At 69.9% G+C, this 21256-nt stretch carries 21 protein-coding genes, 1 tRNA gene and 1 pseudogene; 11 read left to right on the forward strand and 12 right to left on the reverse strand.

The genetic code is table 11. From position 1 onward, the window contains the following. Positions 1 to 83: 83 nt before the first annotated feature. On the forward strand, positions 84 to 944 hold the full coding sequence (locus ABGB18_RS35035; protein ID WP_347699952.1) for an NUDIX domain-containing protein: 861 nt from the start codon (positions 84 to 86) through the stop codon (positions 942 to 944). Positions 945 to 1112: 168 nt separating this feature from the next. Here the strand turns inward: ABGB18_RS35035 and ABGB18_RS35040 are convergent, their stop codons facing one another. Continuing rightward, positions 1113 to 1451 (reverse strand): STAS domain-containing protein, encoded by a 339-nt coding sequence (locus ABGB18_RS35040; protein ID WP_347699953.1) that lies wholly within the window; start codon positions 1449 to 1451, stop codon positions 1113 to 1115. Between the two features lie 36 nt (positions 1452 to 1487). On the opposite strand from ABGB18_RS35040, the gene ABGB18_RS35045 reads away from it, so the two are divergent. Further along, positions 1488 to 1574: transfer RNA gene (locus tag ABGB18_RS35045), tRNA-Ser, on the forward strand. A 1-nt stretch (position 1575) separates the two neighbouring features. On the opposite strand, the gene ABGB18_RS35050 is transcribed toward ABGB18_RS35045, so the two are convergent. Continuing rightward, positions 1576 to 3894, reverse strand: coding sequence for an AAA family ATPase (locus ABGB18_RS35050; protein ID WP_347699954.1), 2319 nt, complete (start codon positions 3892 to 3894; stop codon positions 1576 to 1578). 114 nt (positions 3895 to 4008) lie between these two features. Here ABGB18_RS35050 and ABGB18_RS35055 point away from each other — a divergent pair, with 114 nt between their 5' ends. Together ABGB18_RS35055 and ABGB18_RS35060 are read left to right on the forward strand one after the other, a co-directional pair. After that, positions 4009 to 4965, forward strand: a complete 957-nt coding sequence (locus tag ABGB18_RS35055) for an NAD(P)H-quinone oxidoreductase (RefSeq protein WP_347699955.1) — start codon at positions 4009 to 4011, stop codon at positions 4963 to 4965. Positions 4966 to 4969: 4 nt separating this feature from the next. Beyond that, positions 4970 to 5485, forward strand: a complete 516-nt coding sequence (locus tag ABGB18_RS35060; RefSeq protein WP_347699956.1) for a bacterial proteasome activator family protein — start codon at positions 4970 to 4972, stop codon at positions 5483 to 5485. On the opposite strand, the gene ABGB18_RS35065 is transcribed toward ABGB18_RS35060, so the two are convergent. Beyond that, on the reverse strand, positions 5476 to 6246 hold the full coding sequence (locus tag ABGB18_RS35065) for an HAD family hydrolase (RefSeq protein WP_347699957.1): 771 nt from the start codon (positions 6244 to 6246) through the stop codon (positions 5476 to 5478). The two genes, ABGB18_RS35060 and ABGB18_RS35065, sit on opposite strands and share 10 nt — an antisense overlap. A gap of 250 nt (positions 6247 to 6496) precedes the next feature. On the opposite strand from ABGB18_RS35065, the gene ABGB18_RS35070 reads away from it, so the two are divergent. Together ABGB18_RS35070 and ABGB18_RS35075 are read left to right on the forward strand one after the other, a co-directional pair. After that, a complete protein-coding gene (locus ABGB18_RS35070; RefSeq protein WP_043619750.1) occupies positions 6497 to 6700 on the forward strand; it encodes a cold-shock protein in 204 nt (67 codons plus the stop codon). Positions 6701 to 6811: 111 nt separating this feature from the next. Then, entirely contained in the window at positions 6812 to 7771 is a 960-nt protein-coding gene (locus ABGB18_RS35075; RefSeq protein WP_347699958.1) for a hypothetical protein, read from the forward strand. A gap of 134 nt (positions 7772 to 7905) precedes the next feature. Here ABGB18_RS35075 and serS read toward each other — a convergent pair whose 3' ends face one another. The 4 genes from serS to ABGB18_RS35095 all read right to left on the reverse strand — a co-directional run bounded on the left by serS (position 7906) and on the right by ABGB18_RS35095 (position 11991). Further along, the gene (gene serS, locus ABGB18_RS35080; RefSeq protein WP_347699959.1) at positions 7906 to 9168 is read right to left on the reverse strand and encodes a serine--tRNA ligase; all 1263 of its coding nucleotides are present in this window, start codon (positions 9166 to 9168) and stop codon (positions 7906 to 7908) included. Between the two features lie 103 nt (positions 9169 to 9271). Next, a complete protein-coding gene (gene pheA, locus ABGB18_RS35085) occupies positions 9272 to 10192 on the reverse strand; it encodes a prephenate dehydratase (RefSeq protein ID WP_347699960.1) in 921 nt (306 codons plus the stop codon). Positions 10193 to 10358: 166 nt separating this feature from the next. Beyond that, positions 10359 to 10784: a DUF4446 family protein gene (locus ABGB18_RS35090; protein ID WP_347699961.1), complete on the reverse strand. Its 426-nt coding sequence runs from the start codon at positions 10782 to 10784 to the stop codon at positions 10359 to 10361. A gap of 22 nt (positions 10785 to 10806) precedes the next feature. Continuing rightward, positions 10807 to 11991 (reverse strand): glycosyltransferase 87 family protein, encoded by a 1185-nt coding sequence (locus tag ABGB18_RS35095; protein WP_347699962.1) that lies wholly within the window; start codon positions 11989 to 11991, stop codon positions 10807 to 10809. Between the two features lie 293 nt (positions 11992 to 12284). On the opposite strand from ABGB18_RS35095, the gene ABGB18_RS35100 reads away from it, so the two are divergent. Then, positions 12285 to 14639, forward strand: a complete 2355-nt coding sequence (locus ABGB18_RS35100) for a hypothetical protein (RefSeq protein WP_347699963.1) — start codon at positions 12285 to 12287, stop codon at positions 14637 to 14639. Between the two features lie 355 nt (positions 14640 to 14994). On the opposite strand, the pseudogene mptB reads toward ABGB18_RS35100, so the two are convergent. The 3 genes and pseudogenes from mptB to ABGB18_RS35115 form a co-directional block, all read right to left on the reverse strand. Next, positions 14995 to 15996, reverse strand: a pseudogene (gene mptB, locus ABGB18_RS35105) (polyprenol phosphomannose-dependent alpha 1,6 mannosyltransferase MptB); the annotation flags it as partial. A gap of 306 nt (positions 15997 to 16302) precedes the next feature. Next, on the reverse strand, positions 16303 to 17034 hold the full coding sequence (locus ABGB18_RS35110; RefSeq protein WP_347699964.1) for a glycosyltransferase: 732 nt from the start codon (positions 17032 to 17034) through the stop codon (positions 16303 to 16305). An 86-nt stretch (positions 17035 to 17120) separates the two neighbouring features. Beyond that, on the reverse strand, positions 17121 to 17468 hold the full coding sequence (locus ABGB18_RS35115; RefSeq protein WP_347699965.1) for an STAS domain-containing protein: 348 nt from the start codon (positions 17466 to 17468) through the stop codon (positions 17121 to 17123). Between the two features lie 310 nt (positions 17469 to 17778). On the opposite strand from ABGB18_RS35115, the gene ABGB18_RS35120 reads away from it, so the two are divergent. Further along, a complete protein-coding gene (locus ABGB18_RS35120; RefSeq protein ID WP_347699966.1) occupies positions 17779 to 18066 on the forward strand; it encodes a hypothetical protein in 288 nt (95 codons plus the stop codon). 130 nt (positions 18067 to 18196) lie between these two features. Here the strand turns inward: ABGB18_RS35120 and ABGB18_RS35125 are convergent, their stop codons facing one another. Further along, positions 18197 to 19327: a HAMP domain-containing sensor histidine kinase gene (locus tag ABGB18_RS35125; RefSeq protein WP_347699967.1), complete on the reverse strand. Its 1131-nt coding sequence runs from the start codon at positions 19325 to 19327 to the stop codon at positions 18197 to 18199. Further along, positions 19327 to 20025 carry a response regulator transcription factor gene (locus ABGB18_RS35130; RefSeq protein WP_347699968.1) on the reverse strand — a complete coding sequence of 233 codons (699 nt, stop codon included), beginning with the start codon at positions 20023 to 20025 and terminating at the stop codon, positions 19327 to 19329. The genes ABGB18_RS35125 and ABGB18_RS35130 overlap by 1 nt, the downstream gene beginning before the upstream one ends. 94 nt (positions 20026 to 20119) lie before the next feature. On the opposite strand from ABGB18_RS35130, the gene ABGB18_RS35135 reads away from it, so the two are divergent. The 3 genes from ABGB18_RS35135 to yidC all read left to right on the forward strand — a co-directional run bounded on the left by ABGB18_RS35135 (position 20120) and on the right by yidC (position 21251). Further along, positions 20120 to 20290 carry a hypothetical protein gene (locus ABGB18_RS35135; protein WP_347699969.1) on the forward strand — a complete coding sequence of 57 codons (171 nt, stop codon included), beginning with the start codon at positions 20120 to 20122 and terminating at the stop codon, positions 20288 to 20290. After that, positions 20287 to 20487, forward strand: a complete 201-nt coding sequence (locus ABGB18_RS35140) for a DUF6412 domain-containing protein (RefSeq protein ID WP_347699970.1) — start codon at positions 20287 to 20289, stop codon at positions 20485 to 20487. The genes ABGB18_RS35135 and ABGB18_RS35140 overlap by 4 nt, the downstream gene beginning before the upstream one ends. Before the next feature lie 110 nt (positions 20488 to 20597). Further along, complete coding sequence (gene yidC, locus ABGB18_RS35145; protein WP_347699971.1) at positions 20598 to 21251, forward strand: membrane protein insertase YidC; 654 nt, start codon at positions 20598 to 20600, stop codon at positions 21249 to 21251. The last annotated feature ends 5 nt before the right edge of the window (positions 21252 to 21256 follow it).

Raw genomic sequence — 21256 nt, forward strand, 5'->3', positions numbered from 1 at the left:
GCAAGGACGGAGGCTGTGCGAATCCCCCCGACGTAACCACCCACCACCCTGGCGGCAAGAGCGGAGGCTGAGAGAATCCCCTCATGGCGGCTAAGGACGGCGACGGCTGGACCGTGTGCTCCCTGGGTCACAGACACTGGGGTCTGCACGGCGCTTCGGGGCTCCTCGTCGTACACCATGACGATCTCGGCGTGCCACACGTGCTCATGCAGAAGCGTTCCTGGTGGAGCCACCACGGCGGGACCTGGGCATTGCCCGGCGGGGCGCGTGACAGCCACGAGGACGCCGTGGCCACCGCGTTGCGCGAGGCCCGCGAGGAGGCGGCGCTGGCCGAGGAGGGACTGCGGGTGCAGGGCGTCTATCGCGACGACCACGGCGGGTGGATGTTCGAGACGGTGATCGCCGAATCGGCCGTGATGCTGGCCGCGGCACCCGCCAACGACGAGAGCGTCGAACTGCTCTGGCTGCCCCTGCCCGAGATCACCGGCCGGACGCTGCATCCGGGCTTCGCCGCCACGTGGAGCGAGATCCAGGGCGTGATCAGGCCCGAGACCGTCGTGCTCGACGTGGCCAACATCGTCGGCGCCCGGGCCGAACGCGGCTGGTGGCACGACCGGCTGGGCGCGGCGACCCGGCTGATCGAGGACGTGGCGCGGCTCAGGCTGTCACACCCGGTGCTGTCGCAGTGGTTCCCGAGGGTGGTGGCGGTCGTGGAGGGGGCGGCGAGGAGCGCGCCGGCCGTACCGGGGGTCCAGGTCGTGGCGGCCATGGGCAGCGGGGACGACGCGATGGTCGACATCGTGCGCCAGGCCAAGCCATGGGAGCACGTGGTCGTCGTCACCGCCGACCGGGGCCTCAAGGAACGCGTCCGAGCGCTGGGCGCCGACACCGCAGGCCCGAAGTGGCTGCTCTCCCAACTCCCCAGCCCGGGCAAACGCACCTGAGCGTCTCCCCACCGCGCCCGCCGGTCGGTGCGCCACCACCGCACCGCCGTAGTGCCACACCACGCTGCACGTAACTGGGCGGACGAACGGGGCCGGGCGAACCGGACGGGACTGGCGAACCGGGCTGGGCGGAGGTCGCCGGAAGACCCGGGCCGGGCAGACGTGGCTTTAGAGGTCGGTGGGGCAGACGATGTCGAAGGCGGCGCGCAGGCCCGTCACGTCGAGCACTCGTTCCAGCACCCCGTGCACGCCCACCAGGGTTAACGATCCGGCGCGGGAGATCCGGCGCTGGTGCTCCAGCAACACCCACAATCCACTGGAGTCGCAGAACTCCAGGTCGGTCGTCTCGATGACGACGCGCATCCGGCCCTCGGCGAACAACGTCGCCAGGGCCTCCTTGAGCAGTGGCGCCGTCACCTTGTCGAGGTCGCCGTCGAGGCGCACGAAGGCGCCCGATTCGGCGCGTTCCACCTCGACGTTGAGATCCGCCACCTCCTGAACGTACACCCCTGTCACCACAGCCGCTATCGTGGTTTCCGCACGGGAGGGTTCGCATAGTGGACGAGTGCAGCCGCCTTGAAAGCGGCCAGGTCAGCGATGGCCTCGTGGGTTCGAATCCCACACCCTCCGCTCACTCGCGCACGCCCGCGAAGCCGTCGCCCACGCAGGCGGCGAGCTGGAGGTAGGCCTCCCTGGTCATCTCCTGGAGCCGATCCAGGTCGATCTCGGCGCCCTCCTCCAGATGCGGGTCGTAGGGCACCCGGATGACCGCGCGGCACCTGGCGGCGAAATGGGCCTCCAGCTTCTTGATGTCCACCGCCGACTTCGACCGGGGCCGGACACTGCACAACACCACGGTCGCCGCCTTCACCAGGTCGCCGTAGTGGTGGGCCTCCAGCCAGTCGAGCGTCGCCGAGGCCGCCCTGGCGCCGTCCACCGACGGGGAGCTGACCAGCACGACCTGGTCGGCCAGCCCGAGCACGCCGCCCATGGCGGAGTGCAGCAGGCCGGTGCCGCAGTCGGTGATGCAGATGGAGTAGAAGTTCTCCAACACCTGGGACACGGCCTGGTAGTCGGAGCCGCTGAACGCCTCAGACACCGACGGGTCACGGTCGGAGGCCAGCACCTCCAGCCGCGAGGGAGCCTGCGAGGTGAACGCCCTGATGTCGACGTACCTCTTGACCTGCTCACGCTCGTTGAGCAGGTCGCGTACGGTGGCCGAGGTCTCCAGGACCAGCTTGTCGGACAGGGTGCCCCGGTCGGGGTTGGCGTCCACGGCGATGACGCGGTCGCCGCGCATCTGGGCCAGGGTGGCACCGAGGCCGACCGTGGTCGTGGTCTTGCCCACGCCCCCCTTGAGGCTCAGCACGGCCACGCGGTGGTGCCCGGTGGTCACCGGGGTACGGGCCCGGGTCATGAGCTCGCGGCGACGGCGTACCTCCGGGGGCTCGCCCGGCTTGATCCAGCCGCCGGAGGCCCGGTAGATCAGGCGCCGCCAGCCCTTGGCGGGGGCATTGCGCCTGCCGCGCAGCAACGTCTCCGGGTCGAGGCTGTCGGCGGTGGGGCGGCCGGTGATCGGAGGTCTGGGCGGGGCGGTGAAGACGGGGACGGGAGCGGGGCGGCGGCGCACCGGCAACGGCACGGGTGCGTGCGACGCCTCGGAGCGGGACGCCGCCCCGGGGTGTGACGCCGCCTCGGAGCGGGACGCCTCGGGGTGTGACACCGCGCTGTGTGTCGTGTCGGTGTGAGGCGCGTCGGCGTGCGTCGTGTCGAGCTGGTGCGGGTCGGTGTGCGGCGTGCTGAGGTGCGACGCGTCGAGATGGTGCGCGTCGGTGTGTGACGGCACGCTGGGGGGCGTCCCGATGTGCGTGGAACCGCTGGGCGAGGTGCCGGTCTGCGGGATGTCGGCGTGCGGGATCTCCCGCTCGGCGGGCCGCCACTCCTGCTGCTCGGTCCACGCGGGACGCTCCGGCTGCTGGTGGCGCTCCTCGGACTCCGGCTCAGGACGCCGGGAGGGCGCCTCCGGCTCGCCCCACTGCGGCCGCTCGTTGACCGGCGAGGTCTCCGAGTCAGACCAGAGCGGGCGCTCGCCCGCCGTGGAAGTCTCCGACTCCGACCAGAGCGGGCGCTCACTCGCCGTAGAAGCCTCCGACTCCGACCAGAGTGGGCGCTCACTCGCCGTAGAAGCCTCCGACCCCGACCAGAGCGGCGAGCCTGCCGGGTCCGGCCACTGTGGACGATCGTTCGTCGGGGAACTCCCGGGCTCCGTCCACTGCGGGGGCACGATCCTCGGGAGGGTGTCCGGCTGCTCGGCCCAGTGCGGGCGCTCGTTGGCCGGGGAGGTGTCCTGCCACGCGGCACGGTCCTCCTCCTCCTCCGCCGCCGCGTCGGCCTCCGCCTGGGCCTCCGCGTGGGCCGGCTCAGTACGGGCGGGCTCCTCGGGCTCCTCCGCGGTGGGCTCGGCGGTGGGCTCGGCGGTGGGCTCGGCGGCGGGCCGCGACCAGTCGGACGGGCCCGACCACGGCTCCTCGGCCTGCTCGGCGGTCTCAGGGGTGGCGAACGACAGCGAGTACGTGTCGGTGTCGTCGGGCCGCGGCAGCGGCCTCAGCGGGGCGAGGAAGGGGTCGTCCTGGGCGGGCGGCGCCGCCGGCTCCTCCTTGGTGCTCGCCCTGCCGAGCCATTCGCCGGCCTCGCTCTCCCCCTCGGGGAGTTCCTCGGCCGCCGCGGAGCCGTACACGGAGTCGACGGCGGCCCGGAACAGCGGCGGCGTCTGTGTCTCGTGCTGCGTGGGAACCAGCAGCCACGGGTCCTTGGGGTACGGCGAGACGACCGTCTCATCGGCTGCAGCCGCCGAGGCGCTGACCGGGACGGGGGCCTCCTCCGTCTCCTTGATCGCGTCGAGCCAGGCGAGCTGTTCCTCAAGAGATTCTTCTCGATCGTGTCTTGCCACCGTGTTCCCCCTCGGGTGGGTCTAAAGGGGCAGCAAATACAATGCAGATTAACGCCATGGGCTCCCGCACAACCCGGCAACCCACAACTTCTTTGCCCCGCTACCGTGGTTCGCATGCGAGCGATTGAGATCACTGAGCCGGGTGGACCTGAGGCGCTGGAGTGGCACGAGGTGCCCGATCCGCCGGTCGGGCGTGGAGACGTGCTCATCGACGTGACCGCCTCCGCGGTGAACCGTGCCGACGTGCTGCAACGCCAGGGCTTCTACAACCCGCCGCCCGGCGCGTCGCCGTACCCGGGGCTGGAGGTCGCGGGCGTGGTGGCCGAGGTCGGCGCGGACGTGGAGCAGTTCAAGGCCGGCGACCAGGTGTGCGCGCTGCTCGGCGGCGGCGGTTACGCCGAGCGCGTGGCGGTGCCCTGGCAGCAGGTCATGCCGGTCCCCGACGGGGTCACGACGCGCGAGGCGGCGGGGCTGCCCGAGGTGGCGTGCACGGTCTGGTCCAACGTGTTCATGATCGGGCGGCTGCGGAGGGGCGAGACGCTGCTGGTGCACGGCGGGGCCAGCGGGATCGGCACGTTCGCGGTGCAACTCGCCAAGGCGCTCGGCTCACACGTGGTCGCGACCGTGGGATCCGCCGCCAAGGGCGAGCGCGTGCGGGAGCTGGGCGCCGACGAGGTGATCAACTACCGCGAGGAGGACTTCGCGGAGAAGGTTCAGGCCGACGTCATTCTCGACATCATGGGGGCCAAATACCTCCCGGGAAACATCCGAGCACTCCGCACCGGCGGGCGGCTGGTGATCATCGGGCTACAGGGTGGCCGCAAGGGCGAGATCGACCTCGGCGCCATGCTCGCCAAGCGCGTCACCGTGCACGCGACGGCGCTGCGCTCGCGCCCCGTGGATGAGAAGGGCGCCATCGTACGCAGCGTCGTGGACAACGTGTGGCCCCTGGTCGCGGCGGGGGCGGTGCGTCCGGTGGTGTACGCGGAGGTGCCCATGGCGGAAGCGGCCGAAGCTCATCGAATGTTGGATTCCGGGGAGCACGTAGGGAAGATCCTGCTAGTACGGTGAGTGTATGAATGCTGAAGAGAAGAACACCCCCCACATCGTGGTGGTGGGCCCGGACTTCCAAGGTCAGGGCGATAACGGCGAGGATGACCGGTCGGTGACCAACCTGGTCGAGCAGCCCGCCAAGGTGATGCGTATCGGCAGCATGATCAGGCAGCTCCTCGAGGAGGTCCGCGCGGCTCCCCTCGACGAGGCCAGCCGCAAGCGGTTGAAGGAGATCCACGAGTCCTCCATCAAGGAGCTCGAGGACGGCTTGGCCCCGGAGTTGGTGGACGAGCTCGAGCGGCTGTCGCTGCCGTTCACCGACGAGAACGGCACGCCGCCCAGCGAGGCCGAGCTGCGCATCGCGCACGCCCAGCTCGTCGGCTGGCTCGAGGGTTTGTTCCACGGCATTCAGACCACGCTGTTCGCGCAGCAGATGGCGGCCCGGGCCCAGCTCGAGCAGATGCGCAGGGCGCTGCCCGGCGTGCCGCAGGGTGACGACCAGCAGCGGCCCCCCAGCGGTTCCGGACCCTACCTGTAGAGCTTCTCGATCACCTGCGCGACGCCGTCGTCGTCATTGGCCGCGGTCACGTGATCGACCGCTGCCAGCACGTCGGGGTGCGCGTTCGCGACCGCGTACGATGTGCCTGCCCAGCCCAGCATGGGCAGGTCATTCGGCATGTCGCCGAACGCGACGGCGTGGACGGGCCTGATCCCGTGCCGCCCGGCGAGCGCCGCCAGCGCCGAGGCCTTCGTCACGCCCTGGGCGCTCATCTCGATCAGCCCCCGGCGGCTGGAGTGCGTGGCGGTCACCAGGTGCCCCACCAACTCGTGCACGGTGGCCTGCAACTCGTCCGCCGTCATACCCCGGTGCAGCACCAGCAGCTTGGCACACGGGCGGGCGGTCACGGAGTCGACGCGCACCGTCGCCGCGTGCCGGTCCAAGCCGCCCAGCATGAAATCCGACTCATGCGCAAAACCGGCTTCATACTCGACCGAAAATGCGAGATCGGGCACGTTCGCTCTTAGCTGAGCGACCACTTCCTGGAGTACGTCGACCGTGATCAGGTGAGATTCCACTATCCGTTCGGTATGGAGATCGTAGATCAGTGCCCCGTTAGCGCAGATGGCCAGCCCACGGTGCCGCACGACACTCGCGACCTCGCCCATCCACCGAGGCGGGCGACCCGTCACGAACACGAGCGCGGCTCCCGATTCCTCGACTTTGGCGAAGGCCGAAGCCGTCCGGGGAGACACGGTTCCGTCCGACCGGAGCGCGGTTCCGTCGAGGTCGGTGGCCACAAGGCGAGGTGGGGGAAGGCTTCGCATAACAGGTTCCAGTTTGCCCGGTGATGCTGCCTGACAGAAATCTTCCTACCGACGGGAACACCAACGCGCCAGAATGGTGTTAGATGTGATGGCGTTGTATTAGCTGATCCCGTAGTGAAAACCAGCATGACTTTGTCTGAGCCACCCCGGGTGCTTGCTGTACGACACACCGGGACCCACGAGGTGTGGGTCCCATAGATTCACATCCTGAGGGAGAGCTTTTATGGCTCAGGGAACCGTCAAGTGGTTCAACGCCGAGAAGGGCTTCGGCTTCATCGCCCCGGACGGCGGTGCGCCGGACGTGTTCGTGCACTTCTCCGAGATCGTCGGCAACGGCTACCGCAGCCTTGAAGACGGCCAGCGGGTCGAGTTCGAGATCACGCAGGGCCAGAAGGGGCCGCAGGCCTCTCAGGTCCGAGCCATCTGACCTGTAGCAGCGAGACAGACCGGGGTTCGCTTCCAGCGGGCTCCGGTCTTTTGCTTGTTCCGGGTTGGTCACGGCGCGAACCTCCGCCCCCAGCCTCCCGTCGTTTCCTTCATGAGGTACGCCTGGTTATGCCACCCCGTGACGATCGCCGGGGTGGTCGTGCTCCTGGTCAACGACCACCTGCTCAAGCAGGCCTGGCCCGGGTTCGTCACGGGCAGGCTCAGCGACGCGGCCGGACTCGTCGTGGCGCCCGCCCTGCTGGCCCTGCTCTGCCTGCGGCGGGCGGACCTCGCCGCCACGGTGCTCACCGGTGTGCTCTTCACGCTCGCGAAAACGGCGCAGACGGGCGCTGAGGCCGCTTCCCATATCTGGACCTCAGTGGCGGGCCCGTCGGCCCTCCTGGCCGATCCCACGGCCCTCCTCGCCCTTCCCGCGCTCGCCCTGGCCTGGTGGGTACGCGGCCGTACCCTCGCCACGTCCCACAGCCGCACCCTTGCCGCGTCCCAGGGCCGGACCGGACCACGGTCCCGGCGGTGGGCCTGGGCGTCGCCCGGGAGTCGCAGGCGGATCATCCTCACCGTGCCGCTGGCCGTGCTGGCGGTCACCGCCGCCTCGGCCGCTGAACCGCCCGTGGCCCACTCCGTCGAGGCGGACGGAATCGGGGCGGGGCTGCGCCGGTTCCAGCAGGTCTACACCGGTTTCGCCGCTGCCGCCTGCCTGGGCTTCCTCGCCGGGACCGGCGATGCCGACTGGGAGTTTCTGGACATCGACGTCACCAGGGGGATGAATTTGCTCGGCGTGCTCGCGACCATGGCCGGCACCATGGTGTGCCTTGTGCTGGCGTTCGCGGGCCGGGCGCGGCCGGTGACGGTCACGGTCAGCGCCGGGGCCGCACTGCTCGTCTACGCGAGCGTCTATCTGCCCTTCCGCGCCTGGGCCGTGGGCATGCCCGACGCCTACGAGGCAGCCGGCGCGTTCGCCGTGCTGCTGACCGTCCTCGTACTGGCGGGAGCGGTCGCCCTCATCAAGCTCTCCCTCCCGCGCATCCATCCGGACGGCCCCACCCCGTAGATAGCGGCCTGTCCGAATCGACCGTGACCTTCCGAGCCGAAACGCGGTCCGAAAACGCGGCCCGAAACCGAAACCCTCACGCGCATGCCGACGCGGCGCAGAGGGCCGGTGCCCCCTGTGCCGCTCGGATCGACCTATTTGGCGGGCTCCAGCACGTCGAGCCCCACGAAGGGGCGCAGCGCCTTGGGGACGACCACGGAGCCGTCGGCCTGCTGGTGGTTCTCCAGGATCGCGACGATCCAGCGGGTCGTGGCCAGCGTGCCGTTGAGGGTGGCCAGGTGCCGCGGCTTGCCGTCCTTGTCGCGGAAGCGGGCGCCGAGCCTGCGGGCCTGGAACTCGGTGCAGTTGGAGGTCGAGGTCAGCTCGCGGTAATGCCCCTGCGTGGGGATCCACGCCTCGCAGTCGAACTTGCGCGCCGCCGACATGCCGAGGTCACCCGCCGCCGTGTCGATGATCCGGTAGGGGACCTCGATCTTGGCCATCATCTCCTTCTCCCACGCCAGCAGCCGCAGGTGCTCCTCGTGCGCGTCCTCCGGACGCACATAGGAGAACATCTCCACCTTGTCGAACTGGTGGACCCGGATGATGCCCCTGGTGTCCTTGCCGTAGGAGCCCGCCTCCCGCCGGAAGCACGACGACCAGCCCGCGTAGCGCAGCGGCAGGTCACCGCCGTCGAGGATCTCCTGGGCGTGGTATCCGGCCAGCGCCACCTCCGAGGTGCCGACCAGGTAGAGGTCGTCGTCGGGGAGCCGGTAGATCTCCTTGTCGTGGGCCACGTGGAAGCCCGTGCCCTGCATGGTCTCCGGCTTGACGAGCACCGGCGTGATCATCGGCGTGAACCCGGCCTCGATCGCCTGCTGCATCGCCATGTTGAGCAGGCCGAGCTGCAGCCGGGCGCCGACGCCCTTGAGGAAGTAGAACCGCGAGCCGGACACCTTGACGCCGCGCTCCATGTCGATGCAGTCGAGCGCCTCGCCCAGCTCCAGGTGGTCTTTGGGTTCGAAGTCGAACACCCGCGGCTCGCCGTGCGTCTCCAGCACCACGTAGTCGTCCTCGCCGCCGGCCGGCGCGCCCTCCTCGACGATGTTGGGCACCGTCTGGAGGACCTCGTCCAGCTCGACCGCCAGCTTCTCCGCCTCCGACTCGGCGGCCTTGACCTGGGTCGCGAGCTCCTTGGCCCGCTGCAGCAGCGCGGCCTTCTCCTCGCCCTGCGCCTTGGAGACCGACTTGCCCATGCTCTTCTGCTCGGCGCGCAGGGACTCGAACGAGGTCAGCGCGGATCGGCGGCGCTCGTCGAGGTCGAGCAGCGTGTCGACGACGGAGTCGTCCTCACCGCGGGCACGCTGCGACGCCCGTAGCCGGTCGGGATCCTCACGAAGGGTACGCAGGTCAATCACAAGGAAAAGGCTACCGGCGCGGAGCAGCGACCCGCCCCCCGATTATCCTTCCAGCGCCCGAACCCGTCCCGGCGCCTCAGATTTCGGCCCGCCCCTGCGGCGCTCAGACCTGGCCCGAGCGGATCCGCAAGAGCCAGTCGCCCGCCTCCGCGAACTCGGCGTCGCTCGTGCCCCGCTTGATCTGCGGCGCGACCCCGTCGGCCCGTGGATAGCTGCCGAGGAAGCGCACGTCGCCGCAGATGCGGTGCAGCCCCGAGAGGGCCTCCCCGACCCGGGCGTCCGCGACGTGCCCCTCGAAGTCGAAGTGGAAGAAGTAACGCCCGATGCCGTTACGGGTCGGCCGCGACTCGATCCGCGTCAGGTTGACCCCGCGCACGGAGAACTCCGTCAGCATCTCCAGCAACGCGCCCGGGTGGTCGTCGGCGAGGAAGACGACCAGCGTCGTGCGGTCGGAACCGGTCGGCTCCGGCAGCGACCCTGGGTGGGTCACCTTGACGAACCTGGTCACGGTGTCGGACCTGTCGCCGATGTTCCCCGCCAGCTCCACCAGCCCGTAGTGCTCGCCCGCGATGCGGGCGGCGATGGCGGCGTCGTACGGCGAGCCGGGCAGCGACACCTCCTGCGCCGCGGCCGCCGTCGAGGGCGCGGCCACCACGACGGCGTCGGGCAGCTCGCGCGAGATGAAGGCGCGGCACTGGGTGATGGCGGCCGGGTGGGTGTAGACCCGCTTGATGTGCGGGATCTCGGTGCCGGGCCGGGCCAGCAGGGAGAACTGGACGGGCAGCAGCAGCTCGGCGGTGATCAGCAACGGCTCGCCCCAGGCGAACTCGTCGAGCGTCGTGGTGATCGCGCCCTCGATGGAGTTTTCCAACGGCACCACGGCGCCGTCGGCCTCGCCGGTGCGGGCGGCGTTGAGCGCCGCGCTGACCGTGGCACACGGCATACGCTCGGCGGTTGGGTCAAGGAGCCGCAGGGCTTCTTCGGTGAAGGTCCCTTCCGGTCCGAGATAGGCGAGTCTGGGCATGTATTCAGGGTAACCGCAGGTTGAGGACACGCGTGTTGCTTTTCGGCCCGACCCATACGCCCGCCGGCGCCGCTCCCCACGATCACTCCCCCCACGGGGAAATCCGCACTCCCACCCCGACACGCCGAGACAGGACCCGGAGAAAGGACAGCGAGTGCGAGGCCGGCTACATCATCCCCATCCGCGGGGCCCGAGGCGCGATCATCGGCCCCAGCCCCAGCCTGGCCGCCCGTACGGCCTCTTCCTCCTCCGGCGAGAGCGGCTGCTGCCCCTTCCCGCCCACCACCGGCCGCACGTAGGTACGCGTCTCGCTCTGTCCGTTGATCGAGGTCAACACGATCCCGTCGCCCAGCCCGTTGATCATCGCGACCGAGAACGACAGCCGCCCGGTCATCTCCTCGAGCGCGTCGTACCGGCAGACGGCCACGTCCCTGATGGCCCTGAGGTCCCCGGCGCTCTCACTCGTCTGCCTGGCGAGCCTGCGCCGGCAGTCCTCCACTGTGGCTCTGGCCTGCCGGAGCGACAGATACCCGATCAAGACGCCGCTGACTCCCGCGACGACACCCACGATCACCCATGTGGTAATGAGCACGGCACAGAGGGTAATGGCTGGGTCACGCGAGCTCCCGCCGTTTCGGCAACCAGGACACCAACAACCACACCAGGGCGAGCGCCCCGAGCCCGAACCCGTTCTGCACGATCTTCCCCAGCACCACACTGACCCCGGGGATGTCGGCGGCCTTCAGCGAGACCCCCCACCACGGCACCGGCACCACGTAGAACAGCCACACCCCGGCCGCCACCCGCAGCCTGACCGGATCGCGCCCGTCCCCGGCGATCGCGCCGAGCACGACGACCACCCAGGCCAGATGGTGAATCCAGGCCACCGGCGAGAGCAGCACGGCCATCAGGCCGACGAGCGCGACCGCGGTGACCGAATCATTCGCCTTGTACGCGTCCCGTGCCCCGCGGAACCCGTACCAGCCGATCGCGGCCACGACCAGCAGCCAGATCACCGTCGTCAGCGTCTCGGGGAGGTAGAGGCGGATCAGCATGCCGCGGATCGACTGGTTGGTGGTGGCCGCGTTGCTGCCCAGCCGTTCGGGGTCGAGCAGCGCCGAGAACCAGAAGTCCGCGGCGTCGTGCGGGATCACCACGAACGGCAGCAACGTGAGCACCGCCGCCACGAACGCCGCCATGAACAACGTCCGCCACTGCCTGGTGACGAGCAGATAGATCAGGAAGACCCCGGGCGTCAGCTTGACCGCCGTGGCCAGCCCGACCAGGAACCCCCGGGGCCACCAGGGCCGCTTCACCAGGCAGTCGGCCACGCACAGTGCGACCAGCAGGATGTCCACCTGCCCGAACCGCACCTGGTCCCGGATCGGCATCAGGTACGTGCAGACCACCATGAGGAAGGCGAACACCCATGGCACGTACTTCCGCAGATTCCGCCTTCCGAGCACCTGCCGGAACGAATAACCCACGGCCACGGCCAGCGTCACGAAGATCCCGACCGTCCAGACCCACTGCGCCGTGCTCCACGACATCCCGGCCAGCAGCACGGCCATCATCGCCGCGATCGGCGGGTACGTGAACGGCAGCAACTGCGGCGCGGGCGTGTAGAACTCGTACACAGGCCGCCCGTCGAGCAACATCTGCCCGCCGGTCCGGTAGACATCCAGGTCGACCAGCCGCTGATCGTCCGGGTTGGTGAGCCACGTGTGCACCAACGGCGCCACGGCCGCCGCGACGAGGACCGCCCCGGCCACCCACATCCACCACTGCCGCCGGCTCATCGGCCCCCCACACCCTGGCGGTGTCGTCCCCCACATCCCGGCCCCCGCCGGCCGGCCCGCGGGCGGGCGTCGGACGGGAACGCGGGGGCGGCGTGGCCCACAGGGTGACTGCGCGGGGAGGCGACCGGATCTCCGAGCCCGCGGACCGCGAACCTCAACTCGACCTCTTCCTCATGGGATCGTGTTTGCCGTTCGAATCCCCCGCCTTCGGACGAGGGAGGATGTCAAGATGTGGCACGTTACCGTGTGGTGGCCTGGCTGTTGTTGATCGAGGGGATTCTGGGGGTCCGTACATGCCGAACGCCACACCGTACGAGCCTCCTGCCCGACCGGCTCACCCAGCCCCGCGGCCGACAGGCGCCCCACTCGTCAAGCGCGCCCTCACCATCCTCTTCCTCGGCCTGACCCTCGCCACCTCCCTCACTCCCACCCCAGCCGGCGCCGCAACGCCCCCAGGCGAACAAGGCCCCCTCATCCCCACCGTCACGAGCCGAGTCGCCCTCATCGGCGTCCCGGGCCTGGAATGGAGCGACCTGGACCAGTCACGCACCCCCAACCTGTGGCGTCTCGTCGGCCAGGGCTCCTCGGCCTCCCTCTCCACACGCGCCGTACCACCCCCGGATCGCGGCACCACCTGCCCCGCCGCAGGCTGGCTGACCATCTCAGCGGGCCAGCGAGCCGGTACGGCCGGCAAGGGCTGCCCAGCACCGACACCGCCCACCCGGCACCCCACCCCCGCGGGCCCCGCCACGATCCCGGACTGGTCGGCCCTGACCGCCTTCCAGTCGGAAACCGGCTACGACGCCCAACTCGGCACCCTGGGCCAGCTCGTAACCGACAACGGCGGCAAGGTCGCCGCCATCGGCCCAGGCGCCGCCCTCGGCGGAGCCGACAAGTCCGGAAATATCGCCACTTACGTCCCCGCTCCGGACGCCCTCGGCGACCTCACCCCGTACAACCTGATCGTCCTCGAAGCCGCAGACCTCGCCAACGCCTGGACCCGCCAACCCCTCGACGAGCACGCGGTCCCCACCCCGCTACCGGCCGCGGCACGCCAGGCGGCGGTCACCCGAGCGGACCAGCAGATCGGCACGCTCCTCGGCGAACTGCCACCCGACACGACCGTCCTCGTGGCAGGCATCTCCGACGTGACCCCGAACGCCCACCTCCACGTCGCCATCGCCACCGGCCCATCCCCAACCGGCCGGCCGTACCCGCACGGCTACCTCACCGCCACCTCCACCCGCCAGGACGCCCTGGTCACGATCACCGACCTCACCGCCACCACCCTCCAACTCCTCGGCGTGCCCACCCCACGCGAGGTGGTCGGCCGCCCCTGGCAAGCCAGCGGCCTCACCCCCGCCACCCCAGCGGACACGGTGGCGAACCTGGCGGACGGCGACCTGGCCAGCCAGGTCCTCCGCGAAGTACGCGGCCCGTTCTTCACCATCCTGGTAACCCTCCAACTCCTCTTCTACGCCTTCGCCGCCCTCACCCTCCGCCGCCGCTCCGCCCCTCACCCTCACCCCCCAACGACCGGCCCGCCCGGCCCAACCTCCGTCCCCCTGCTCGCCAGCGCCTCCAAGCTGCTCAAGGCCGTCCAGATCGTCGCGGTGGTCAGTGGGGCCATCGCCGTCTCCACCTTCCTGGCCCAGCTCGTGCCCTGGTGGACGCTGCCGGTGCCGATGGTGTCGGTGGTCGTGACGATCCTGGCCATCGCCGGGCTGATCACCGCCGTCGCCTTCGCCGGGCCATGGCGGGCTCACGTGCTCGGCCCGCTCACCGTGGTCGCCGCCGTCACCTCGCTCGCGCTCCTCATCGACGTCATGACCGGCTCCAAACTCCAGGTGAACGCCGTGTCCGGCTACGAGCCCGTGACCGGCGGCCGGTTCTACGGCTTCAGCAACATCGCCTTCGCCGTGTACGCCACCGGCACCATCCTGGGCCTGGCCGGGCTGGCGCAGTGGCTGCTGAACAGGGGTGTGGCCAGGAGCCTGACCGTGGCGGTGTGCGCTGTGTACGGGGGATTCGCGGTCTTCGCGGACGGCTGGCCATCGTGGGGTGCCGACTTCGGCGGCGTCCCGGCATTCGTGACCGGGCTGGCTGTCTTTCTCATCCTGCTCTCGGGCAAGCGCGTCTCGGTGCCGAGGCTCCTGATCGTCGGCCTGGTGGGGGCCGCACTGGTGGGCGCCATGTCGGTCTTCGACTGGCTGCGCCCGGAAACGCAGCGGACCCATCTGGGTAACTTCGCGCAGCAGGTCATCGACGGTCAGGCGTGGACCGTCATCGCCCGCAAGTTCACCGCGATGATCGGCGTAACCATCGGCAACTGGTCACTGACCCTCCTCTCGCTGGTGGCGCTGGCCTTCCTGTTCCTGGTGCTCGCCCGCCCCTCCCGCTGGGGCGCCTCTGCCCTCGGCCAGGCCTACCGCCTGGCCCCCACCCTCAGGGCGGGTCTGTTCGGCGCCCTCACGTGCGCCTTCATCGGCTTCCTCATGAACGACTCCGGCATCGCCATCCCCGCTATGGCTCTGACGGTTGCCGTACCGCTGACCCTGGCCGCCTCTGTACGCGCCCTGCAGCTCGGCACGCCCACACCACCAGCGCCACGGTCAGACCCAGCAGCACCCACGCAATCTGAGGCCTGACCACGTCCACCAGCCACCCGAGCCCCTCGGGCTGCCCCTCGACCCGCGCCGGCAGGTAGGCGAGCGACAGAACCAGCAGATGGGCGACCACGAACAAATCCACCGCCGACGCCGCCACCAGCGCCAGCAGCCCGAACGCAAGCCCTTCATACCAAGGCAGGAGATAGGGAGTAGCCAACAAGTACGCCACCACCAGCCCCGCCGCCACCACCGGCGCCGCCAACCCACCACGGTCGCCGGGCGGCTCCGGCGCGGTACGGTCGTCCGGCGTGGGCAACCCGCCGTGCTCACCCGGCTGCCCCGCGACTGGGCTCGTTGCGTTGGGGTGGCTCGCCCAGGAGGTGCGGGATGCCAGCCGGAGCAGGGACCAGGCGATCAGGGCGAGCAGCAGCAGGGAGCCGACCTGGATTTCACCCCGGTAGGCGCTTCCGGTGCCGACGATCGACTGGAGCCAGCCCTGGACCAGCTTCCAGGGTGAGGCGATTGAGATCGACTTGCTGGTGCGGGTCAGCGGTGCGATCGCCTCCGGGCCGACGATCGCATATCCGACCACCACCACGGCAAGGGCGCAGGCCGCCATGAGCGCCAGGCGGGCGGGACGGCGGCGGAGCTCCCAGGCCGGGCCGAGGGCCACCAGCCCAGCGTTGATCTTGACTGCCACGCCCAGCCCAAGCAGCGCCCCGGAGCCCACGGGACGGCCCCTGGCCAGCAGTGCCGCGACCATGCACGCGATGGCCAGCGTGTCCACATGCATGCCCGCGACCAACTGGTAGAGCAGCAGCGGGTTGGCCGTCCACAGCAGCGCCGCCCGCAGGCGCCTGGCCGGGTCGTCTCTGCTGAAACGGTCGATGAGCAGCCCTGTCACGACGAAGGCCGCGGCATTGAACAGGGCCAGCACGAATATCGTCAGCCGCATCGAATCGCCGCCGACCCAGCTCGCCGCCGCCTGCAGGGCCGTGGCCAGCGGCCCGTACACACTGGGCTCCTCACGCCACGGCTTCTCCACCGCGTCGGCGATGGGATCTCCGGCGAGGTCCACCGCCCCATGTGTGTACGGGCTCAGGCCCAGCGTCACCATGCGGCCGTACGCGGCGTAGTTGAGATGGTCACCCGAGCCCGACGGCGGGAGGAACGCGAGCACCCCGGCGGCCAGGCACCCCACGAGCACCAGATGCCGCGCGCTCGGCAGGAACCGATGCCCGGTGGCGGAGGATCGGATGATGATCAGAGCGGCCGGCAGGCCGAGGCCGCCGAGGACGATCGCCGCCGTGGCCAGGACGACGACCAGGTAGGGGTTGGGGTGGGCGTCCAGGGAATAGGGCGGGTGCCAGGCGGGACCGCCCAACGCGGGGACCATGGGCGACGGGCCCAGGAGACCGATGGTGATCGTCAGCAGGATCGAGGCGGCGATCGCCACCGTGGCCGGCCCCGCGAGCCGACCTCGTGCCTTTGCGTGCCGGCTCTCCGAAGTCACCGGGAAATTCCAGCACACTCCCGAGCCGCCTTCGGCCCACCCTCAACCACCTGTGGACAACTCGCTGAGGCCGAGCCCCGACCGCCGATGGCCCGTGGACCCCCCACCGGGGCCGAGCCCTGACCACCGATGGCCTGTGGACAGCCCACCGGGATCACTAACCGGCCGGCCCGAGCCCCGCGTTCGCGGTCAACGCCAGCGGCGGAGCCGGCGGAGGTAAAGGGCCACGAGAGGCTCCCGGCTCACCAGGGCCAGCCCCACATCCCGGAGTTGCCGGGCCCGATGCACCTGGGCCCGCCAGTCGGTGCCGGTGGCTCGATGCGCCATCTCGACCTCGACCTCCCTGACCCGGTATTTCCTCCGCAGCAGGTCGATCGTCAGCGCCGTCTCCACCCCGAACCCGAACGCCAGCGGCCGCGCCGCCTCGAAGGCCCGCCTGGTGAGGCAACGCTGCCCGTTGAGCGGCTGGGCCGCCTCGAACCCGGTCGCCCGGCGGATGCCCTCTTTCGACAGCCGCACCACTAAGCCGTGTCCTCCGAGGCGCACCCTCGTGCTGAAGACGGCGATCGTCATGTCGGCCTGTCCCGCGCGTACCGGCTCGATGAGCGGGGCGGCGGCGTGCGCCGTCTCGCCCAGGTCAGCGTCGAGAAAGAGCAGATGGCGAGGACTGTCCTCCTGGTCCAGGAGACGTACCGCCTCCGCGCCTGTCTCCATCGCGGCGGCCTTGCCCCTGTTGCGGCTGTGCCGCACCACCCGCGCGCCCGCCGCACGTGCCACCCTGCCGGTCTGGTCCGACGAGCCGTCGTCCACGACCACGACGAGATCCACACCGGGCAGCGCCGCGGCGGCCTTGACGGTGGCCGCGATGCGGTCGGCCTCGTTGACGGCCGGAATGATGACCGCCGTGTCGCCACCGCTCACGCAGCGTCACCCCAACCAGAAACAACGATGCTCACTGAGCGTCACCTCCGCAAGGAACACAACCTCCGCGCCACGTGCGGATCTTGTCATGACCCTTCGCTGATGAGGAACTCCGCGGGCACCTCATCATGCACGGTGAACACCGAGTCCAGCCCCGTGACCTGCAGAATCTTCCGTACGGCAGGACGCGGGGAGGCCACCTCCAGCGACCCTCCCTGCTCCTTCATGCGTTTGAGTGCCGACAGCAGCACATTCATCCCCGTGGAGTCGCAGAAATCCACGGCGGACATGTCGATGACCACCCGGCTAGGCCCCTGCTGCAGGAGCCGAGTGAACTCGGCCTGCAGGTGAGGCGCCGTGTACAGGTCGATTTCGCCGGTGATGGCAACGAGTGCGCACCCGGCATGTGATCGAGTCGAGACCTTGAGCTCCACATGGGCAGGCTAGCGGCGCGGAGGCTTCCGGTCACGTTGTCACGCCGATAGGGCAACCACAGGTTTTTGTCCTCCGTTTGGGCTCCATGAAAACGGAGAGTACGCGAAGCTTGACAGCGTGACACCACCACAACCGGCACCGCTTCATGGAGGAGGGGCTGGGGCACGGCAGACGGGTCCCGTAGCGATGAAGGCCGACAAACCTGAAGATCCCCAGCGCCAAGGACTCCGCGAACGCCTGGAGGCCATCCTCATCCGCACAGAGAAGGCGACGTCATGGCATGACGAAGCAGAGCGCCTCCGTAGCCTGGTGAACCACGACGGCTACGTCCCCATCCGCACCCGCCTGGCGGTCGAGGACCTCGATTTCCTCTCCGACGCCCGGACCGAGCTGCTCAGGTTCTCGGAGCTCGGGATCAGGCTGCTCGACCTCCATCAGCCGAGAGACGCGGGGGGCATCACCAGCGACACGGCCCATCCGATCCTGCGCTGCCGGAGCTGCATGTGGCGCTGGCCTTGCCCGACATTTCGGGCGATGTCGGAGTCTTTCGGCTCACCTCGCGACACATCCGACACGGCGCTCTCCGGGAGCGCCTGAATTCCACGAAGACCACGAAGCCGGGACGGGAGGCAGCCGGCCGTCAACCGCCGACCACCGGGCAACAGCCATCCACAGCCGGCCGGCGGTCGTCAACACCGCCGAGGAGAAAGGCGGCCGGAACGGGCCGTCAACCGCCGACCAGGGGAAGCCGGATCTCGAACCGGCATCCCGGCCCGTCGTTGACCACCCCGATCATCCCGTCATGCGCCTCCACGATCCCCTGCGCGATCGCCAGCCCGAGCCCCGCCCCGCCGTCGGCGGTTGGAGTGCGGGCGGTCTCCCCGCGGAAGGCCACCTCGAACACCCGAGGCAGATCCTCCTCAGGAATCCCCCCACAACAATCCGTAACCGACAAACACGCCATCCCCGAGTCGTCGACCCCGGCCCGCAGCACCACGGTCCGGTCCGACGGTGTGTGCCGGATGGCGTTGACCACGAGGTTGCCCAGAGCCCGGCCCAGCGCCCCGGCGTCCGCCTCCACCGGCACCGTCGCCGCCGCCTCCGCCGTCAGCATCACCCCCTTGGCCCGGGCGAGCGGCTCCACCCCGGCCATCGTGTCGGCGACGAGATCCGCCAGCCCGATCCTGGCCCTTGACAGCCGCAGCGCCCCCGCGTGGATCCGCGACAGCTCGAACAGGTCGTCCACCATCGCCGACAGCCGCTCCACCTCCAGCTTGATCTGCCCGTGATAACGCGCGACCGTCTCCGGGTCGGACACCACCCCGTCCTCCAGCGCCTCGGCCATCGCCCGCATCCCGGCCAGCGGCGTCCGCAGGTCGTGGCTCACCCAGGCCACCAGCTCCCGCCGCGCCCCCTCAAGGGCCCGCTCGCGCGCGTACGCCTCCTCCAGGGTGTTCGCGATCGTCTGCAACTCCGCGGGCAGCCCCTGCGGCGCCACGAACGGCACATCCCGTACGGCCGCCACCAGTCGCCGGCTCTCCCCCACCACCCGTTTCGACAGCACGAACGCGACGCCGAGCCCCACGATCCCGCCCACGGCCACCACGCTCAACACGAAGTCCTTGACCTCGCCCTCGATGATCATCTTCATGATGATCGCCACGACCCCGGCCAGCGTCGCCGCCACCGCGACCACCACGACCACGGCCAGCATCACCCCGATCGACCTGGTACGCAGCCACCACATCACCCCGATGCCCGCCAGCGCCACCAGCACCCCGCACCCGGCCGCCACGGCCACCACCATGGGCAGATCCCCCATGCCCACCGCGGCGGGCTGCACGACGGCCATCGGCATCAGGCCCCACCGTCCAACGGCTCGTACCGGTATCCGACCCCCCACACCGTCACGATTCGCCGCGGCTCCGTCGGGTCCGGCTCGATCTTCTCCCGCAGCCGCCGCACGTGCACCGTGACCGTCGAGGAGTCCCCGAACGACCACCCCCACACCTGGTTCAGCAGCGCCGACCGGCTGAACGCCTGCCGCGGATTGCGCATCAGGTAAGCCAGCAGGTCGAACTCCCGCGCCGTCAGCAGCACCTCGTCCCCGCGCAGCCGCACCTCATGGGCGCCCACGTCCACCACCAGGTCCCCGTCGCGCAGCACCCCCGTACCGCCGGTGATCGAGGCCCCCCGGGCCCGCCGCAGCACCGACTGCACCCGCAGCGCCAGCTCACGGGGGCTGAACGGCTTGGTCACGTAGTCGTCGGCCCCGGTCTCCAGGCCGACCACCCGGTCGATCTCCTCGCCCAGCGCGGTCAGCATGATGACCGGGACCGGCCAGCGCTCCCTGAGTTTTTTGCACACCTGCAAGCCATCGATCTTGGGCAGCATCAGGTCGAGCACCATGAGGTCGGGCGGATGCGCCAGCGCCCTGCGCAACGCCTCCGCACCGTCACCAACGCACTCCACCTCATGCCCGTCGCGCTCCAGATAGCGCGCCACGACCTCGGAAACGGTCGGATCGTCATCGACGACCAGGATGCGGGTGTTCACCCCTTCACGGTACGACCGAGCCCCCCACGGGCGACATGGACGTCATTGCTTCGTAAGCCTCGCGGATCATGCGCCGAGGACGTACGGTAACCCCATGGGTAGAGTCGTGATGCTCGTGATAGGGACCTTGCTGGGTCTCTTCGTGCTGTTCAACTTCCTGCTGCCGATGCTGGCGGGCCTGATCAAGATCGCCTTGATCATCGGTGTGGTCGCTCTGCTCGTCTTCATCACGGTCACCGTGATGGGCAAGTCCCGGTCACAGTGACGCTGTTCCTGCTCGATCCGTGGCTGGTGGGGATCACCATGATGGCGATCCTGCTGCTGGCCACGTGGGCGGCCACGCTGCTGCCCATCCTCAGCGGTGAGCCGCCGCGCTTTCCGCTGGCCTACGCGCGCCGCTCGGCCTTCCAGCGCCAGCGCGATCCCGACGCGGCCGGTCGCACGCGTTCCCGAGCCCCTTAAGGCGTCCCGCTTCCTCACAGGCGGGACGCGTCCGACGCGTCCCGCTTTTCCGAAGCGGGACTCCTCGACCCGAGTGAGCCCGCCATCCATCTCACCCGGAGTAGGGGCTCATGATCGATTCTCTCGTCACGTTCGTCATCACCGTGTCCGGGGGCCAGGCGGCGCTCGGCATCGTCCTGTTCACCCTGGCCGTACGCCTGCTGCTGCTGCCGCTCAACGTGCGCCAGGCCCGTACCGCCAAGATCCGGGAACGCCTCGCGCCCAAGGTGCTCCAACTACGCAAACGCTACGCGCGGAATCCTGAGCGGTTGAGCAAGGAGATGTCCGCCCTGTACGCCAAGGAGGGCAGCTCCCCGTTCGCCGGAATCATGCCCATGCTGGCGCAGTTGCCTTTCCTGTGGCTGATGTACCGGGTGGCCACGCATCCGACCGCGCTGGCCGGGCACGATCTGTTCGGGGCTCCGCTCGGTCAGCAGGTGGCGGGGGTCGTCGCCAATTACGGCCTGGTCAGTTGGCCGGTTTTGGTCTTCGTTGCGGTCATCGCGCTGGTCATGGTCGTGGCCTGGCTCACAGCCCGGCTGAACAAGAAACTGGCGACCCAGACAGGGGAGCAGCCGCCGCTGCTGCGGAAGATCATGCCGCTCCTCCCGTACGGGTCCGTGCTCGCCGCGCTGGTGCTGCCGCTGGCCGCCGGGCTGTACCTGCTCGTCTCCGCGGCGTGGGCCGTCTCCGAGCGGGCCGTGCTCGCCGCCCGGGCCGCCTGACAAGC

Origin of the sequence: Nonomuraea sp. B12E4 (assembly GCF_039871825.1) — a bacterium.
Taxonomy (GTDB): domain Bacteria; phylum Actinomycetota; class Actinomycetes; order Streptosporangiales; family Streptosporangiaceae; genus Nonomuraea.

Bases quoted from the DNA above. Each gene is read 5' to 3' on its own strand.
- ABGB18_RS35095 (WP_347699962.1), bottom strand. From the start codon at position 11,991: ATGAGCCGGCGGCAGTGGTGGATGTGGGTGGCCGGGGCGGTCCTCGTC.
- ABGB18_RS35055 (WP_347699955.1), top strand. From the start codon at position 4,009: ATGCGAGCGATTGAGATCACTGAGCCGGGTGGACCTGAGGCGCTGGAG.
- ABGB18_RS35100 (WP_347699963.1), top strand. From the start codon at position 12,285: ATGCCGAACGCCACACCGTACGAGCCTCCTGCCCGACCGGCTCACCCA.
- ABGB18_RS35060 (WP_347699956.1), top strand. From the start codon at position 4,970: ATGAATGCTGAAGAGAAGAACACCCCCCACATCGTGGTGGTGGGCCCG.
- ABGB18_RS35075 (WP_347699958.1), top strand. From the start codon at position 6,812: ATGAGGTACGCCTGGTTATGCCACCCCGTGACGATCGCCGGGGTGGTC.
- pheA (WP_347699960.1), bottom strand. From the start codon at position 10,192: ATGCCCAGACTCGCCTATCTCGGACCGGAAGGGACCTTCACCGAAGAA.
- ABGB18_RS35070 (WP_043619750.1), top strand. From the start codon at position 6,497: ATGGCTCAGGGAACCGTCAAGTGGTTCAACGCCGAGAAGGGCTTCGGC.
- ABGB18_RS35135 (WP_347699969.1), top strand. From the start codon at position 20,120: ATGGGTAGAGTCGTGATGCTCGTGATAGGGACCTTGCTGGGTCTCTTC.
- ABGB18_RS35035 (WP_347699952.1), top strand. From the start codon at position 84: ATGGCGGCTAAGGACGGCGACGGCTGGACCGTGTGCTCCCTGGGTCAC.
- ABGB18_RS35125 (WP_347699967.1), bottom strand. From the start codon at position 19,327: ATGCCGATGGCCGTCGTGCAGCCCGCCGCGGTGGGCATGGGGGATCTG.
- yidC (WP_347699971.1), top strand. From the start codon at position 20,598: ATGATCGATTCTCTCGTCACGTTCGTCATCACCGTGTCCGGGGGCCAG.